The organism is Pseudovibrio ascidiaceicola (assembly GCF_900114245.1).
Classification (GTDB): Bacteria; Pseudomonadota; Alphaproteobacteria; order Rhizobiales; family Stappiaceae; genus Pseudovibrio; species Pseudovibrio ascidiaceicola.
The window spans coordinates 177,727-193,828 of the sequence record NZ_FOSK01000003.1 but is presented as its reverse complement, the minus strand read 5'-3'; the positions used below and the strand labels follow the sequence as shown (position 1 = coordinate 193,828).

Annotated in this window: 13 protein-coding genes; 2 read left to right on the top strand and 11 right to left on the bottom strand. The window is 51.3% G+C overall.

Annotated elements, in window-relative coordinates:
- Positions 1 to 93: 93 nt before the first annotated feature.
- A complete protein-coding gene (locus BM231_RS07480) occupies positions 94 to 549 on the bottom strand; it encodes an HIT family protein (RefSeq protein WP_093518149.1) in 456 nt (151 codons plus the stop codon).
- Positions 550 to 617: 68 nt separating this feature from the next.
- Entirely contained in the window at positions 618 to 1,508 is an 891-nt protein-coding gene (locus BM231_RS07475; RefSeq protein ID WP_093518147.1) for an NAD(P)-dependent oxidoreductase, read from the bottom strand.
- 265 nt (positions 1,509 to 1,773) lie between these two features.
- Here BM231_RS07475 and msrP point away from each other — a divergent pair, with 265 nt between their 5' ends.
- The gene (gene msrP, locus BM231_RS07470; protein WP_093518145.1) at positions 1,774 to 2,748 is read left to right on the top strand and encodes a protein-methionine-sulfoxide reductase catalytic subunit MsrP; all 975 of its coding nucleotides are present in this window, start codon (positions 1,774 to 1,776) and stop codon (positions 2,746 to 2,748) included.
- Positions 2,749 to 2,992: 244 nt separating this feature from the next.
- Here the strand turns inward: msrP and BM231_RS27055 are convergent, their stop codons facing one another.
- From BM231_RS27055 to BM231_RS07455, 4 genes are all read right to left on the bottom strand, one after another.
- Positions 2,993 to 3,136: a hypothetical protein gene (locus tag BM231_RS27055; RefSeq protein WP_167550275.1), complete on the bottom strand. Its 144-nt coding sequence runs from the start codon at positions 3,134 to 3,136 to the stop codon at positions 2,993 to 2,995.
- A gap of 946 nt (positions 3,137 to 4,082) precedes the next feature.
- On the bottom strand, positions 4,083 to 4,994 hold the full coding sequence (locus BM231_RS07465) for a LysR family transcriptional regulator (RefSeq protein WP_057461129.1): 912 nt from the start codon (positions 4,992 to 4,994) through the stop codon (positions 4,083 to 4,085).
- Between the two features lie 28 nt (positions 4,995 to 5,022).
- Positions 5,023 to 5,985 (bottom strand): thioredoxin-disulfide reductase, encoded by a 963-nt coding sequence (trxB, locus tag BM231_RS07460; protein ID WP_063301252.1) that lies wholly within the window; start codon positions 5,983 to 5,985, stop codon positions 5,023 to 5,025.
- A gap of 63 nt (positions 5,986 to 6,048) precedes the next feature.
- A complete protein-coding gene (locus BM231_RS07455; protein ID WP_093518143.1) occupies positions 6,049 to 7,008 on the bottom strand; it encodes a mitochondrial fission ELM1 family protein in 960 nt (319 codons plus the stop codon).
- A gap of 161 nt (positions 7,009 to 7,169) precedes the next feature.
- On the opposite strand from BM231_RS07455, the gene BM231_RS07450 reads away from it, so the two are divergent.
- The gene (locus BM231_RS07450; RefSeq protein ID WP_008547806.1) at positions 7,170 to 7,652 is read left to right on the top strand and encodes an Lrp/AsnC family transcriptional regulator; all 483 of its coding nucleotides are present in this window, start codon (positions 7,170 to 7,172) and stop codon (positions 7,650 to 7,652) included.
- 85 nt (positions 7,653 to 7,737) lie between these two features.
- Here BM231_RS07450 and BM231_RS07445 read toward each other — a convergent pair whose 3' ends face one another.
- From BM231_RS07445 to BM231_RS07425, 5 genes are all read right to left on the bottom strand, one after another.
- Positions 7,738 to 9,072 (bottom strand): glycoside hydrolase 64/thaumatin family protein, encoded by a 1,335-nt coding sequence (locus tag BM231_RS07445; protein ID WP_139226341.1) that lies wholly within the window; start codon positions 9,070 to 9,072, stop codon positions 7,738 to 7,740.
- A gap of 142 nt (positions 9,073 to 9,214) precedes the next feature.
- Positions 9,215 to 10,555: a globin-coupled sensor protein gene (locus BM231_RS07440; RefSeq protein WP_063312532.1), complete on the bottom strand. Its 1,341-nt coding sequence runs from the start codon at positions 10,553 to 10,555 to the stop codon at positions 9,215 to 9,217.
- Positions 10,556 to 10,943: 388 nt separating this feature from the next.
- Positions 10,944 to 11,417, bottom strand: a complete 474-nt coding sequence (gene greA / locus BM231_RS07435; RefSeq protein WP_093518139.1) for a transcription elongation factor GreA — start codon at positions 11,415 to 11,417, stop codon at positions 10,944 to 10,946.
- 95 nt (positions 11,418 to 11,512) lie between these two features.
- Entirely contained in the window at positions 11,513 to 14,875 is a 3,363-nt protein-coding gene (gene carB / locus BM231_RS07430; protein ID WP_093518137.1) for a carbamoyl-phosphate synthase large subunit, read from the bottom strand.
- Between the two features lie 179 nt (positions 14,876 to 15,054).
- Positions 15,055 to 15,288 (bottom strand): helix-turn-helix domain-containing protein, encoded by a 234-nt coding sequence (locus tag BM231_RS07425; RefSeq protein ID WP_093518135.1) that lies wholly within the window; start codon positions 15,286 to 15,288, stop codon positions 15,055 to 15,057.
- Between the last annotated feature and the right edge of the window lie 814 nt (positions 15,289 to 16,102).

The following is a 16,102-nucleotide window of genomic DNA, read 5'->3' as shown; positions in this document are numbered from 1 at the left end:
CGAAAACCGGAACCACTTTTCGGGAATACGCTCTAAAGTGAGACAGAAAAAGAACCCGGGGCCGTGCTCCGGGTTTTTCTTTGGTGGTAATGCTTAGGCGGTCTCAGCTTTGCTGGTCAATGCGTTTAGCTCTTTTATGAAACTTGCCATTTGCACCTGCCCACCCTTTGGGGCTTCAGGCCACTCGGTCACTTTGATGCCCCAGTATTCTCTAGACGTGCCTTTGTAGCGTGGCATGAGCCAGACATGGAGGTGTGAAACGGCATCTCCAAATACCCAAGTGTAGACATGCTCGATTTGAGAATGAGCATAGAGAATGCCAGTTACACGCCCAATGAGAGACCCAAGCTGCGCCGCTTGTTGTGGGTTGAGTTCTGACCAGTTTTGCACATGAACGCGTGGCTCAATGATCAGGGCGCCAATCAGGTTGGTGCTGTCCTCAGTGCGATCTGGCGCGTGGGCCACCACGAAATCGTCATAGCCGTCAATGCTCATCGCCAAGTCGGGTGAGAGGGTTTTGTGCTTAGTACAGACAAAGCAATCAGTCATGGGACACTCAAAACAAAATAACGTGGATCAAAAGAATGGTGCACCATAGCCTCTTGTGATCAATCCTGTCATCTGCGTTTGATTGGTGGCAGGGAGGCTGTTTGGGCCATGAGGCGGGCGAGGATGGACCAGTCTTCGTCTGCATATCCGGCTGCGATTGCGGTACGGAGTTGGTTGGCGATGACTTCTGCTGTGGGGAGAGGTACTCTGAGGTCCCGAGCTGTTTGCTGCGCTAGATTGACGTCCTTCAAGCCCAAGGCGGTCTTGAAGCCGGGAGTGGGGTTTTCCTCGCGGGCGATGAGAGGGGCGTATGCTTGATAGATGGGCGCGCTGAACAGTGTCTCTGTTATCAGCGTGAGGAAGGTCTCCGGATCTATGCCAGCCTTTCTTGTAAGAGTGAAGCTTTCGGCCAGGGCTTCTACTGCCGCCGCTATCATGAAATTCATGCCCAGTTTGGTGACCGCAGCTTGGCGCGGTGTTGGGCCCATCCAGAACTGCCGCGTGGATATGGCTTCCAGCACAGAGCGGACTTCGTTCATTGTATTGCGCTCGCCAGCAGCAACGGTGACCAGTTGCCCTTCTGCGGCTTTGTCTGGCCGGCCAAGTACTGGCACACACAGGAACCGGACATTGGCACGCTCATGGGCAGCAACGAGACGATCTACCATTGGTGGGCTGATGGTGCTGTGGGAGATGGAGATGCTGTTTTCTTTGAGTGGGAGCGCCAGAGTGTCTCCGGAAAGATAGACGGCTTCAACAGCCGCATCGTCTGACAGCATTGAGCAAACGATATCGCAGTCCGTGAAGTTTTGCAGGGATGTGGCTTGCTGTGCTCCCTCCGCGACAAGGCTGGCGGCTTTTTCCGGAGAGCGGTTATAGACCTTCAGCGCATGGTCTTTGTTAATGCGCTGGGCCATTCCAAGGCCCATAGCGCCAAGGCCGATAAATCCTAGTGTCATCGTGTCGCTCCTTTGCCCTGTCTGACATGCACTGTGCGTTTCAGGATAAGTTGGAGGCGTGTTTGAAAGCGTGTCATCAACCCGCTGAATTTGAAGAAATCTAGACTGGTTGGGTGCTTTGGTCTGGGAAGTCAGAGAGTCTGCCTTTTTTGATCACGAACAGGATCACGGGGGGTTTACTTGAAGTTTAAGGGGTTTCGCCGCTAATTCATAGGCGAATATTGGTAGACATTACCGTAACCCTTACCTGCTTGGAGATGGCAGCATGAACATTATTCATAGGCCTGAATGGATTATTCCGGAAAGAGAAGCGACACCTGAAGATGTGTTCTTCAACCGGCGCAGGTTTATGAAGGGTTTGGGCGCTGTTGGCCTTGGTCTGGCTGCTGGTGGAACCGGCTTGGTGAGCAATGTGTTTGCCCAGGATGGTAAGGATCCAACACTTGATCTCTATCCAGCCAAGCGGAATGCTGATTTCACTCTTAAACGCGCAATTACGCCTGAGAGTGTGACATCCGTTTACAATAACTTCTACGAGTTTGGTTCGCATAAGCGCATTTCCGGGGCTGCTCAGGCGTTGAAGATCCGTCCATGGGCCATCACCATTGATGGCATGGTTGATAACCCGCAGACCATCGATTTTGATGATCTGGTGCGCAAGATGCCTTTGCAGGAGCGTCTTTACCGTCACCGCTGTGTTGAAGCGTGGGCTATGGCTGTGCCGTGGACTGGTTTCCCGCTATCCGAGCTGGTGAAGTATGCTGGCCCGCAGAACGGTGCCAAGTACATCCGCTTTGAGACCTTTGAAGATTCCGACGTGGCCAGTGGTCAGCGTCAGTTCTGGTATCCGTGGCCATACGTTGAAGGCGTGACTATGGATGAGGCCATGAACGATCTGGCATTTGTTGCAACAGGCATCTATGGCAAGCCGTTGCTGAAGCAGTATGGTGCACCGATCCGTTTGGTGATGCCATGGAAGTACGGCTTCAAGTCCATCAAATCCATTGTGAAGATCACCTTTACTGATCAGCGTCCGGTGAGCTTCTGGGAGAAGATTGGCCCAAGCGAATACGGTTTTTGGGCCAATGTGAATCCAGAAGTGCCGCATGCACGCTGGTCGCAGGCTTCTGAGCGTTTGCTGGGTTCGGATGAGCGTGTGCCAACACAGCTTTACAATGGCTATGCGGAGCAGGTAGCGCACCTTTATAAGGATCTGGAAGGACAGAACCTCTATCGATAAACGCTTGCTGATAAGCTTTTAAATGGCCTGGGTGGTTAGTTGCGAATGAGCAGCAAAGCCACCGGGGCTTTTTTTGTGCGCGTTGAGCTTTGGTGCTGGATTTGGCGAATTAGCCTATTCACTCAATGAGTTTTTAGAGCTGTAGGATTAGGCAGGATTGAACTGGAAGGATAACCTGCCTGTTGTTGTGGATAACTGAAAAATGGCCTGTCCTCGTCAAAAGAGGAATCAAAACGGGCCGCTGTTATTCTGCCGGAATGTGCAGAGTGATTTGACTGCCGAGCCGTTCCGCCCTGTCAGCTTCGCTTATGGCGTGGGAGATTTCGCCATAGATTGCGAAAAGTGCGCAGGCAATCAGAGTGTAAAATGCTTTTCTCAGGTCATTCACATCCATTACCTCGGATATTTGCCAATAGGTATGATTCGATAAGTAAAGGATGCAAGCTGATTTGTAATTTCGCTTATTAAGGGTGGTAAAATTTCACTGTTTGAAGATTTACCTAGGAAAAATATAGTTAATTTGAGTGGTAGTTGCAGAAACTACTAGTTTATGTGAGTTGGGAATACCTTGAATCTGATGGGTTTTCCCGGGGTGGTGCTGCGCAATAGCCTGATGAATCCGCATGTCTCTGCGTGCATCTGGGATAGTTGATTTTTTAGTGTGCCTAAGAAGTAAGCGACCCTAGGTCTGTTTTTAAGCAGTGCGATTTTACGCAGTTCAACTGCACTTGCTGGCTGCTGCTATCACTTTGCAAAAGATCTTCCAAAACAGCTCTTTAACGCGTCTGATGAACATCCGCCTTTGTATGCTGCAGGGTATTGCAGGAAGTTTGCTAGCTAAAAGGCTTAGGGAGACCCTTGGTCATCTTCGGCATTTGCGAGCATTTGGCAAAAAAAAACCGGACCATGCGGTCCGGTTTCGAAGTGATGAATGATAAAGCACCTAATGGGTGCAATCACCTTCCAGAGGGGAACAGTTGATCGGATGTTGATGTCACTGGGAGGAGAGGTGTGACAACAACTGATCAACAGCAGGTGTATATATGCAGTGCAGCGCCGAAACAGCAATCCTTAATTTTTGCATTGCAGCTATGCATTTTCAGGGGAGCTCAAAGGGGTCGGAACTTCATTGCAGAATCTGACAACTATCAGATAGCTAACTCTGCGTAAGATATTGTCATTTCGGGATGGAAGGGCGTAAAAAAGGCCTCTCAGGCGGTCTGAGAGGCTTCATAAGCGATCCGGGATATTTTTTATTTTGCAGTGCAAAACTTAAGGTTGAAACTCCTGAGCAGGCTAACCAAGCCAAATCAGGTCTTTTCCGGAGTGCAGGCTTAGTGTGTCCAGCGTTCTGCATAGGAGACGAGGAAGTCTCTGAATGCGGTGACACGAGCGGTGTTTTTCAACTCGGATGGATACACGAAGTAGGTATCAAAGCTTGGCAGCTCTTCCTGTGTGACGGACATAACGCGTTTGATGCCTGCACCGGGTTCAACCATGTAATCCGGCAGGATGGCGATGCCGACGCCGGTCTGTACGGCTTTCTTGATGCCAGACAGGTTGTTCACGCGCAGGGAAACATCGCGGCGCTCGCCGTTTGGCAATCCGGCAGTTGCAAGCCAGTTCATCGCGCGCAGGTAGGAGGCCATGTTGTCACCGATGGTGATCAGACGGTGATGGTCCAGATCATCAATGGTGCTCGGGCTGCCAAAGCGCTCAATGTAAGTTGGTGAGGCATAAACGTGGAAGTGCACTGTAAAGAGCTTGCGTTGAATGAGATCTGGCTGTGTTGGCTGGCGCAGACGGATGGCGACATCTGCCTCGCGCATGCCCAGATCCAGCTCGTCATCCATACAGATGAGCTCCAAACGCATGTCCGGGTAAAGATCCACGAACTCGTTGACACGGGCGGTGAGCCAAGTGGAGCCGAGGCCCACTGTGGTGGTGACGCGGAGCGTACCGCTTGGCTTTTCCTTGGTGTCTGTCAGGCGGGACTGAACGGTTTCCAGTTTCAGCAGAACTTCGCGGGCGGTTCTGTAAAGAAGCTCGCCTTGTTCAGTTGGAATCAGTCCACGCGCATGACGGTGGAAGAGGGGGACACCAAGCTCTGCCTCAAGTGCACTGACCTGACGGCTGACAGCCGACTGGCTCATGTTGAGAGCTTCGCCTGCGTGGGTAAAGCTTCCTGCCTGTGCTGCTGCATGGAAAATTCGCAGCTTGTCCCAATCCAAAGAACGGCCTGGCATTTGCTTTCCCCCCAATCTTCCCAGTGTCTTATTCTGCTGCTTCGGTTTCAGATTCCAGAGCTGCCAGGTAGCGTTCTGCTTCCAGTGCAGCCATGCAGCCCATTCCTGCAGCGGTCACAGCCTGACGGTACTGCTCATCAGTCACGTCGCCTGCTGCGTACACACCCGGAATGGATGTCTGAGTTGAATCAGCTTCAGTCCAAATGTAACCGGATTCCTTCATCTTTACCTGATCTTTGACAAGGTCAACCGCTGGAGCGTGTCCGATGGCGATGAATACGCCGTGTGTGGACATTTCTGAGGTTTCGCCGGTCTTACGGTTCTTCAGGCGGATGCCAGTCACAACAGCTGGGTTTTCGGTGCCGAGGATTTCATCCACTTCACTGTCCCAGACCACGTTGATCTTCTCGTTTTTGAAGAGACGTTCCTGAAGGATTTTTTCAGAACGCAGGGCATCACGGCGGTGAACCAGCGTAACTTTATCTGCAAGGTTTGCGAGGTAGAGTGCTTCTTCAACAGCGGTGTTGCCGCCACCAACCACAACAACTTCCTTGCCACGGTAGAAGAAGCCATCACAGGTTGCACATGCGGACACGCCGCCAGCCTGATACTTTTCCTCAGAAGGCAGGCCGAGCCATTTTGCCTGTGCACCGGTTGCGATGACGAGCGCGTCTGCGGTGTAGAGGGTACCGCTGTCGCCTTTCAGCTCAAACGGGCGCTTGGAGAGGTCAGCTTCCAAGATGGTGTCGTAATCAATCTTGGTACCGACGTTTTCGGCTTGCTTGCGCATTTCTTCCACGAGCCATGGACCCTGAATTGGATCTGCAAAGCCTGGGTAGTTTTCAACGTCGGTGGTGATGGTCAGCTGACCGCCAGTCTGCACACCTGTGACCAGAAGCGGTTCCAGCATGGCGCGCGCGCCGTAGATTGCGGCGGTGTAGCCAGCAGGGCCGGAGCCTACGATCAGGAGTTTGGTGTGCTTAACAGTCATTTCCTCAGAACCTCAAATTTCGTGCGCGCTTGGATAGTACCAGTGCCGTGTTAGGGAGGGGTTCTATCCGCTCGTTTGCTTTTGTTCAATCGCTTTGGATATGGCATCTGCAATATCCGGTGTAGCGTCTATCGGTTCATAAGTAGGTGCTAATATGTCTCCGGGGAAGGGATGAAGTACTCCCAAAGCCTCCATTCTTGATAAAAACCTATCAAACTTTCTGTGACTACCTGTTGGGCGGAAGCCGTAGATAGGCTTTCCGGTGGCTGCAGCTTCTCCCACCATATTGGTGGAATCTGTTGTAACCACTGTGATTTCTGCGTTGGCCAGGTACTGGGCGATGGGGTTTTCACCCTCTCCATTCCAGAAGAGATGACCTTCTGATCTGCCCAGATCATGCAACTGCGTTGCCAGCTCTCTGGGAGTGCGGCGGGAGCAGGTGATCATGAGCGAATGGGTTTGCGACAGGTTCTTAAGTGCGGCGAGAAGCGTGTTGATATTGTCGGGCGTAAAGGTGTGATGCTGGGAATTACCGCCAATCAGGACAGCTGCTTTTGGCTTTGGCAGCGCTGCGATTGCCTCAAGCGGGTTGTCGCGTGCGTCCTGTAACTTTTGCGCTGAGAAACGGTGAGGTGACGTAAGTGTTGTTACTATGTTTTTCCCAGAAATTCCGTCATGTTCCGGCGCCCAGACAAAATCAGCAAATTTGCTGTTGATCTTTGGGTCCTTGAGGAAAACAGTAAAGGTCTGGCCCTTGGAAAGCCGCTTTAGTGCGCGTAAGTAGGGCACCGCTCTGCGCCCGGATGCAATCGCGACCGCGGGATATGGGGGTGCAAGCGGGCTTTCTGGTTTATGTGGTGCGTCTTTGGGATCGATTGGTCCCCAAGGCATTGCGTAGGTAAAAAGCTTGCGGGGGGCAACTAATCGAATTTCGTAGGGAAGTCCCAACGCGTCGGCTACACCGATGCATTGTGCTACGTCTCCGATCTTGCCATCTGTTAAAACCCACAGGTTTTGCGACATTTTGTTCCCCCAGCTTTCGGGAAGTGTCTGCAAAATGCTATTTGTTGATATAGTCTGTCGCAAATAAGCAATAAACTAGCATTTCGCCTAACTTCGTGTTTTAGGCAGTGTTGTAAAACAGGTTAACTGTTAATCCAATAGGACAAGCAAAGGAGACGAGCTTGAAAGCGCGTCTGGATTCGATCGACTGGCAAATTTTGAAGGAGCTGCAGGGAGACGGCCGCATTACCAATGTGGAGCTGGCTCGTCGTGTAGGAATTTCTGCGCCCCCATGTTTGCGCAGGGTTCGAGCCCTGGAAGAAGCAGGACTCATTCGCGGCTACCGCACGCTACTTGATGAGAAACAACTGGGATATGAAGTCACCGCCTTTGTCATGGTTGGATTGCATAACCAAACAGAGAATGACCTCGTCGCATTTGAAGCGCAAGTCAAGGAATGGCCGTTGGTTCGGGAGAGCTACATGGTGTCAGGTGAAGTTGACTTCATCATGCGCTGCACGGCTAAAGATCTGGAAACCTTCCAGAACTTCATTATTCGCGATGTGACCTCCACAAAGAATGTGGATCATGTTCGCACTGCACTGACCATCCGCCGTATCAAGGATGAGCCAAACGTGCCGATTGATAAGCCTGAGTATTTCTAGGCTTTCGATCTGGGAGAATTTGCAAACGGCCTTCGCGTAGGAAGGCCGTTTTTTTTATGCGTGGCTTTGCATGCTGGCAACTGGGTTATGTCCACTTGCCAACGGTTATGGTGACTGTGCCAGACTTCACATTGTCGGTCGTTTTTGAAGGCACTTCTGGGCCGTCATAGGGGCCAACCGGGTTTTCATCCATGCTGAAGCCATAGGCTGCCTGATTGAGCATGAGGGACGGTTTGCCGGAAAGACGTGTGTCGTTTCCATCACTGTCGCTGTAGTGCAGAAACTTTGAATAGTAGTGGCATGTCTTCCCTGCCTGATACCACTTGCTCCAATCGTTCCATTTTGAGGTGCTAAAGGCTGTCTGCGCGCTTTCTGTCGCTTCGGCGGTCAATACGCCGTCCAATGCTACACCGCGGCACAGCGCTTCCCAGATGCAATCCTGAAGCAAGCCTGCATCGCCTGCAGCCCCTGCTGGAGTTAAGTCGACACCAAAGGACTGCTGGAAGACGTACTGACTGCTCTGCAGGCCGCTTTCCGGTTTGTAGAAGTGGAACGTGCCAGCTGGGCCTGTCAGCGTATATCCTTGGGTTTGCTTGGTTGAACCAGAGCGAGCCTGAGTGGTGCAGCTTCCTTCATACAAACGAGGAGCCGCTTTTGAACCGAGATTGATGCTCAAGACGTTTCCCGGTGAGAAGAAACGGTCAAGGGTTTCATCCCAATAGGTTGCCAAGGGATCATCCGTCGTTTTCTGGTAGTTGCCGGATTTTGAAGCGAGCCAGTCGTTGGGATCACAGATGGCAAAGAACTGATTGTCGACAATGGGTGGCTGGAACCCGCCTTTTGTGAGCGGCGTAGAGTATAGCAGAGGAAGGAAGTGAGCAGCTGCCGGATCTGTCTTTGCTTCGTTCTTCATGAACTTTGTGAAAGCCTCGGCAATCTGAGACCGTGTTACATCTTTGCGCATGCCATATTGTGGGCCATCCGGACCTTCGACATCGAAGCGAAGGTTGAGGCCAAAGCCGCTCACAGCGGAGAGATTTAGTTGAGCATCCAGACCAAACTCAAAGACGTCGAACGGGCCGGGTGCCTCTACGCCGGGCGTATTGGCATAAGGGTACTGGGTGTACTGGATTGGGTTGTTGTTCGTGATTGTGAGGTCCTGCGGCTTGTCTTTGGAAACAACAAACAGGAAGCGGTCATCACCGTTGGTTTTGTCCTCTAATACTACATCGCTCACATCAGAGAGCTTTTGAAACGGAACGCTGGTTGGCGCTTTTGTCGTGCTTGGTCTTGTGAAATTGCTTCCTTCCAAGACCTTGAAGTGTTCCTGTGATCCTCCGTTGATCCAGCCTGCGACCCAGACATGTGCCGTGGAGCCGGGCAGACCGCTTTCATCGACCAGTTTGAACTTGATGGACATTGCGTTCCCTTTTTTGTTTTTCTTCTTGGTGTTTCGGGACGTGTGCCAGCTGGTTTTGTGAGCGGCGATTCTGGATTGCAGATGCAAAAACGGCCCTCTTGAAGAAGGCCGTTCTGGAATGCTTGAGCTGTCGCCGCGACAATCAAAGGCAGCGGATGCTTGAGAAGAAATGAGAGATTTCTTCTGAAATTGCTTCGCTCTGCTGGCTGAGCTCTGTCGCGGCGGATGTTGCCGTGGCAACAGCACGCTTGGATTCGTCAGCAGTTGCAAGGATGTTGCTTAGCTCGCTTGTCACGCCCTTCGCATTTTGAGAGGCGGACTGAATGCTCGAAGAGATTTCGTTGGTTGCGATGGCCTGTTGATCCACTGCATCAGCAATTGCAGTTGCTGTTGAACTGACCTCCTCAATCTTTTGGGAGATAGCTGAAATCTCTTCCACGCAGCGCTTGGTTTCACTCTGAATAGCGCTGATCTTGGAGGCGATCTCGTCAGTTGCCTGACCTGTCTGGCTTGCAAGGTCTTTCACTTCGCTTGCCACAACGGCAAAGCCGCGGCCTGCATCACCTGCACGGGCTGCCTCAATGGTTGCGTTGAGGGCCAGAAGGTTGGTCTGTTCCGCAATTGCGCTGATGAGCTCTGTCACTGCGCCAATCTCGTTGGTTGCTGTCTGCAAGCCGAGGACGGTGTCGTTGGTGCGTTCTGCATCTTTGGAAACAGTCTGTGCTGTTTCTGCAGAGCGGGTCACTTGCGAACCGATTTCGGCGACGTTGGCAGACATTTCTTCAACTGCCGCCGCACCGGAGTGGACATCTGAGGCTGTGTAGTCAGCAGACTGGCTCGCAGCTTCTGCAGCCATTTTGCTTTGCTCGGATGTTTCGCGGAGAGTGAGTGCAGAGTTTTCGACGCGATTGCCGGCTTCTGCCGTCTGCTCTATCCGCTTGGTGATTGTCCGCTCAAAAGCGTTGATGGCATCTTCAAGCTGATGTGTGCGCTCATCACGCTCTTCTGTGTAGTGACGATGGTAGGCGGAGACTGCCTGGCCCATGTCGAACATAACTGCTTTTTGAAGAGCAATCAGGCTGCGTGACAAGCGCCCTGGCGAAAAGCGCATCTTGCTGGCGAGCACTTTGGTCAGCTCTTCCAGAATAAACGTATAACCACCGATATACCAATCCGGCTCAAGGTCAGTGTACACGTGGGCGCGGCCAATCTTGTCAACGCGCTCCATGTAGGTGGAGTCAAAACCGCCGGTGAACAGGATCTTCCAGTGGCTTGCTTGAGCTGATTTCAAGCCATCAACTTTGCCGGATACCTTTTTCTTCAGTTCCGGATCACGCTGAACGTGGTTGTAAAAGTCACTCAAAATCTGTGTTAGGTGGCCCTCAACACTGGGCCAGAGATCTGAAAGTGTTTGTATGGTCTGACTATCAATTTTGAAAAAACCGAGCTGGCTTTTCAGACCTGAAAATGAATTGGTGGTCATGGCAGCAAATTTCCCGTCAATTTGTCGAGATCATTTGCATTTACAAGGGTTAACAGTAAGTAGATTTATCCATGCAAAATGCCGAATATATACTTATAATTGTGTTGGTAAGCGCAGATTGTGATGTGATATGAGCTTTTTAGGCAGGGATACGTGCTAGATTGTCGCAGGGTTTTGCTGCTTTTTCAGATTTTTAAAGTAAATCCGTTAACTTATCGAAGAACCGATTGTTTGTTCTGTAATTAGTGGATAACTCGTGTGGGTTGCATAAAAAATGCCGCTCAGAGCGGCACTTTCATTTCTTGAAATCATATGGTTCTGAAATTCGGCAAAGATTATCTCAGTTCATGAGAAGTCTTGAAACGCTGAATTCAGCTCTACAATTTGCTTAACCGAATTCGACTTCGACGATCTCGTAACCGCGTGCACCGCCTGGTGCAGTCACTTCGACGCTATCGCCGACAGACTTGCCGATCAGTGCGCGTGCAATTGGAGAGGAGATAGAAATACGTCCACGTTTTACGTCAGCTTCAACATCACCAACGATCATGTATTTCTTTTCTTCCTCGGTATCTTCGTCAATGAGAGATACGGTTGCGCCGAATTTGACAGTATCGCCGCTGAGTTTGGTCAGATCGATGACTTCTGCAAGTCCCAGAAGGGCTTCCAGTTCGTTGATCCGGCCTTCGTTCAGGCTCTGCTGTTCCTTCGCTGCGTGGTATTCCGCATTCTCTGAAAGATCACCGTGAGCACGTGCTTCGGAAATGGCTGCGATAATGCGCGGGCGTTCTCCGGTCGTGCGATGCTTAAGCTCTTCTGTGAGCATCACATAACCTTCCGGCGTCATAGGTACCTTTTCCATGGCTCGTACACCTTTCTTACGTTGTGGTGGTGTGGCCCATCACACTAAAAAACTGACCGGGCTGAGAAGCCTCAACCCGGACCTGTTAAACTATCTTAGCAGAAGTAAGATTGTAGGGACCTTACTTCAAGCGTTTTCGCTCGGAAAGCTTCGATGCCTTGAGCTGCTGCTACGGCCCCTGCCACTGTTGTGTAGTAAGGAACCTTATTCATCAGCGCAGCTTGACGAAGCGACCGACTGTCGGAGAGTGCTTGTGCGCCTTCGGTTGTATTGAAGACGAGCTGAACTTCTCCGTTCTTGATAGCATCAACGATATGAGGACGCCCTTCAAGCACCTTATTGACCTTTGCGCACGGGATGCCTTGGTTTTCCAAGTATCTTTGCGTGCCTTCGGTGGATATAATGGAAAACCCTGATGCTACAAGTTTTTTAGCTGCTTCAAGAATTTTCGGCTTATCTGCATCCTTCAATGAGATGAAGACTGTTCCACCTTCCGGAATAACGGTGCCTCCGCCGAGCTGTGACTTGGCGAATGCGAAGGAGAAGTCGGTGTCCAGACCCATGACTTCACCAGTAGAGCGCATCTCAGGGCCGAGAACCGTATCAACACCCGGGAAGCGAGCAAACGGGAAGACTGCTTCTTTCACTGCGACATGATCAAGCTTTTTCGGCTTGAGATCGAAGTTTGACAGCTTCTCGCCTGCCATGACGCGGGCTGCGATTTTTGCAATCGGTACGCCAATGGTTTTTGCAACGAACGGCACTGTTCTTGATGCACGTGGGTTCACTTCTAGGACGTAGATCTCTCCGTCCTTGATTGCGAACTGCACGTTCATGAGGCCAACAACGTTGAGCTCCAGAGCGAGTTTCCGGCCTTGCTCTTCCAGTCTGGCAAGTGTTTCATCATCCAGCGTGTAGGCTGGCAAAGAACATGCGCTGTCGCCGGAATGGATGCCGGCTTCTTCGATGTGTTCCATAATGCCACAGATGAAGACGTCTTCACCATCACACAGAGCGTCCACATCCACTTCTATCGCGCCGTCGAGATAGCGGTCGAACAGAAGCGGGTTGGTGCCGAGCAGGGTGTTGATCTGGCCGGTTTTATCGTTCGGGTATTTGGCGCGCACATCATGTGGAACCAGCTCTGGCAGTGTGCCGAGCAGGTAGTTGTTGAGTGCTTCCTCGTCGCGAATGATCTGCATTGCACGGCCGCCCAGTACGTAGGATGGGCGGACAACGAGCGGCAGGCCAAGCTGGTTGGCAATGAGGCGGCCCTGTTCAACAGAATAGGCGATGCCGTTTTCTGGCTGTTTCAGGTCAATTCTGTGCAGCAGACGCTGGAACCGGTCACGATCTTCAGCAAGGTCGATCATGTCTGGAGATGTGCCGAGGATTGGGATGCCAGCTTCTACGAGTGCCTGTGCCAGTTTCAAAGGTGTCTGACCGCCGAACTGAACGATAACACCCTTCAGTGTGCCCTTGGAGTTTTCAAGGCGGAGGATTTCCAGCACGTCTTCTGAGGTGAGAGATTCGAAGTAGAGGCGATCTGAGGTGTCGTAGTCTGTTGAGACTGTTTCCGGGTTACAGTTGATCATGATGGCCTCGAAGCCAGCATCTTTCAACGCAAACGCGGCATGACAGCAACAATAATCGAACTCGATGCCCTGACCGATGCGGTTTGGACCACCACCCAGAATGACAACCTTTTGCTTCTCGCTCGGGTTTGCTTCGCAAGACGGCAGACCCGGCGTTGGTGTCTCGTAGGTGGAGTACATGTAAGGCGTTGGGGACGCGAACTCTGCGGCGCAGGTATCAATGCGCTTGTAAACTGGCTTCACGTCGAGCTCAGCTCGTAGAGCAGCAACTTTGTCAGCAGTCGTTTGGCTGAGAACCGCAAGACGGCTGTCTGAGAAGCCCATGGCTTTGACCATGCGCATGGCGGTTGCGTTGTCTGGCAGACCGTGCTCGGTGATCTTTGCTTCCATGTCCACGATTTCCTGCATCTGCTCCAGGAACCACGGATCAATCTTACAGATGTCGTGGATTTCTTTTGCAGAAGTGCCCAGACGCATAGCCTGCGCTACGTTGAGCAGGCGATCTGGTGTTGGGACAGCCAGGGCTTTGCGGATCGCGGTGTAGTCTTCGCCTTGGCCAAGACCTTCGACTTCGATTGGGTCGAGGCCTGTCAGGCCTGTTTCAAGACCACGCAGAGCTTTCTGGAGGCTTTCCTTGAAGGTCCGTCCAATGGCCATCACTTCGCCAACTGACTTCATAGCTGTTGTCAGGGTTGGCTCGGAGCCCGGGAACTTTTCAAACGCAAAACGTGGGATCTTGGTGACGACGTAGTCGATTGTTGGCTCAAACGATGCTGGTGTTGCACCACCGGTGATGTCGTTTTCCAACTCATCAAGGGTGTAGCCAACAGCGAGCTTTGCCGCGATCTTCGCAATCGGGAAGCCTGTTGCTTTAGATGCCAGTGCGGAAGAGCGGGACACACGTGGGTTCATCTCGATCACAACGAGACGGCCATCTGCCGGGTTGACCGCGAACTGAACGTTTGATCCGCCTGTTTCAACGCCGATCTCACGCAGAACCGCAATCGAGGCGTTCCGCATGATCTGGTATTCTTTGTCGGTGAGGGTCAGGGCAGGGGCAACCGTAATGGAGTCGCCCGTGTGGACGCCCATCGGGTCGATGTTTTCAATGGAGCAGATGATGATGCAGTTGTCCGCTGTATCGCGAACCACTTCCATCTCGTATTCTTTCCAGCCGAGCAAGCTTTCGTCGATGAGCACCTGACCGTTTGGAGACGCATCGATACCGGAGCGAACAATCTGTTCGTACTCTTCACGGTTATACGCTACGCCGCCGCCTGTTCCGCCAAGGGTAAAGGCTGGGCGAATGATGGCTGGCAGACCGATGCTGTCGATCTGGCGCATGGCTTCAGCATAGCCTGAACCGCGATCATACCCAGTGATGTTGCCTTCATCATCAAGGATTGGCGGAGAGGATGCGATTGCGGCGCGTGGATTTTCCAGCCCGATCTTGTCCATGGCCGCGCGGAATTTCTCACGGTCTTCAGCCTTGTCGATAACGTCGGCTTTCGCACCGATCATCTCGACACCGTGTTTTTTCAGCACGCCTTTGCGGTCCAGTTCCAGCGCACAGTTGAGTGCGGTCTGTCCGCCCATGGTTGGCAGGAGCGCGTCCGGCTTTTCCTTGGCGATGATCTTTTCAACGGCGTCCGTAGTGATTGGCTCGATGTAGGTCGCGTCAGCCAGATCCGGATCTGTCATGATGGTCGCCGGATTTGAGTTCACCAAGATAATTCGGTAGCCCTCATCTCGCAGTGCCTTACAAGCCTGAGTTCCAGAATAATCGAACTCACAGGCTTGACCAATCACGATGGGGCCAGCCCCGATGATCATGATAGATTGGATGTCATTGCGTTTAGGCATGGTGACTCACATATGCTCGCGTTTAAGCACCAGTGCACCCGATTGGTGCTCTGGTGGTGCCCTCTTTAGGAGTATGTCGGCTGAGCGCGCGTTATAAGAAATATTCGCGTAATGATAAACCCCGACGAACGCCTATTTCCGAAATAATCCGGTTTTTTTTCTCAAGACTTAAGGGGAGTTTATTCAGCTAAAGTCGAGTTCTCTGTGGTTTTCTCACCATCAAAGTCAGCAATACCAGTGCTTAAGGCATAGCAGGCCAGCCGGACAGACTTCGGAATTTCTACCGGTTTACCGTCACGATTGCCGTTTTCGTAATACTGAATCATTCGTTTTTTTAAGCCGAGGCGTTCCGCTGCCTCTTTTTGCTTATAGCCCATCGACTTGCGCCAAGCCCGAAACTGAGATGGTTTCATGATACTAACCTAATGATTCCCAGACTGAAAATTCATTGTACAGACTGATGCATAATAATCTGCATTCGTACTATTGCATATAACAGAATGTAAAAAGCGCAAAAATTGCGTCATTTATCTTGATGAGGCGCAATTAGTGCGCTTATAATTGTGGCGTTTCAGGAAAACTCCCGTAAGCCTGTGTGATTTCTTTGCATAGAACTGAGGTGGCTTTCCATTCACGCGGCTCATCAAGGAGATAATCATGTTAAACGAACTCATCCTGTATCGGGCTAATCTGAAGGGCAAAAAGATGGATGTTCATCGTCATGCGACTTTCAGATTTCAAATCAGACGGATCGTCAATGGCCTGTTGAAGGGCTAAGCGCAAGTACGTGTTTGATGGTAAATTGAGTTTACCTGCTGAATGCGGTGTCTTTCTTCTGGCTTGCACATGCTGAAGATGTTTCAATTAATGAAATTGGGTGGCCAAAATTGTGCGATGCGCACAATCTGGCACTTTTGATCTAGTGAATCTTTGGGGCATCTTGCCTTTTAATGTGACAGATTCCACATTATCCCCTCTGTACGCGACGGCAGTTCAAAGTTTTGCAGCGCGAAAAATGAACATCCTGTTTAAAAAATGTGCAGAGTGATCATTTGGTCAGCCAATTTTCGTTTTACTGAGAAAGAATAAAGTCAGAGCAGATCTAAAGAAGGAGAGTAGTTAGAAGTTATATTGCTCACTCTCGCTATCTCTTCGTCATGTTCACATATTATAGACAATATGTAATTGACGCTTCTATAGTATATTAGCTCAGATAACGCAGGAACA

Excerpts from the sequence above, each read along its gene's own strand:
- carB (WP_093518137.1), bottom strand. The coding sequence starts at position 14,875 with ATGCCTAAACGCAATGACATCCAATCTATCATGATCATCGGGGCTGGC.
- BM231_RS07455 (WP_093518143.1), bottom strand. The coding sequence starts at position 7,008 with ATGTCGCAAAACCTGTGGGTTTTAACAGATGGCAAGATCGGAGACGTA.
- BM231_RS07440 (WP_063312532.1), bottom strand. The coding sequence starts at position 10,555 with ATGACCACCAATTCATTTTCAGGTCTGAAAAGCCAGCTCGGTTTTTTC.
- BM231_RS07425 (WP_093518135.1), bottom strand. The coding sequence starts at position 15,288 with ATGAAACCATCTCAGTTTCGGGCTTGGCGCAAGTCGATGGGCTATAAG.
- trxB (WP_063301252.1), bottom strand. The coding sequence starts at position 5,985 with ATGACTGTTAAGCACACCAAACTCCTGATCGTAGGCTCCGGCCCTGCT.
- BM231_RS07475 (WP_093518147.1), bottom strand. The coding sequence starts at position 1,508 with ATGACACTAGGATTTATCGGCCTTGGCGCTATGGGCCTTGGAATGGCC.
- BM231_RS07465 (WP_057461129.1), bottom strand. The coding sequence starts at position 4,994 with ATGCCAGGCCGTTCTTTGGATTGGGACAAGCTGCGAATTTTCCATGCA.
- BM231_RS07445 (WP_139226341.1), bottom strand. The coding sequence starts at position 9,072 with ATGTCCATCAAGTTCAAACTGGTCGATGAAAGCGGTCTGCCCGGCTCC.
- msrP (WP_093518145.1), top strand. The coding sequence starts at position 1,774 with ATGAACATTATTCATAGGCCTGAATGGATTATTCCGGAAAGAGAAGCG.
- greA (WP_093518139.1), bottom strand. The coding sequence starts at position 11,417 with ATGGAAAAGGTACCTATGACGCCGGAAGGTTATGTGATGCTCACAGAA.
- BM231_RS07480 (WP_093518149.1), bottom strand. The coding sequence starts at position 549 with ATGACTGATTGCTTTGTCTGTACTAAGCACAAAACCCTCTCACCCGAC.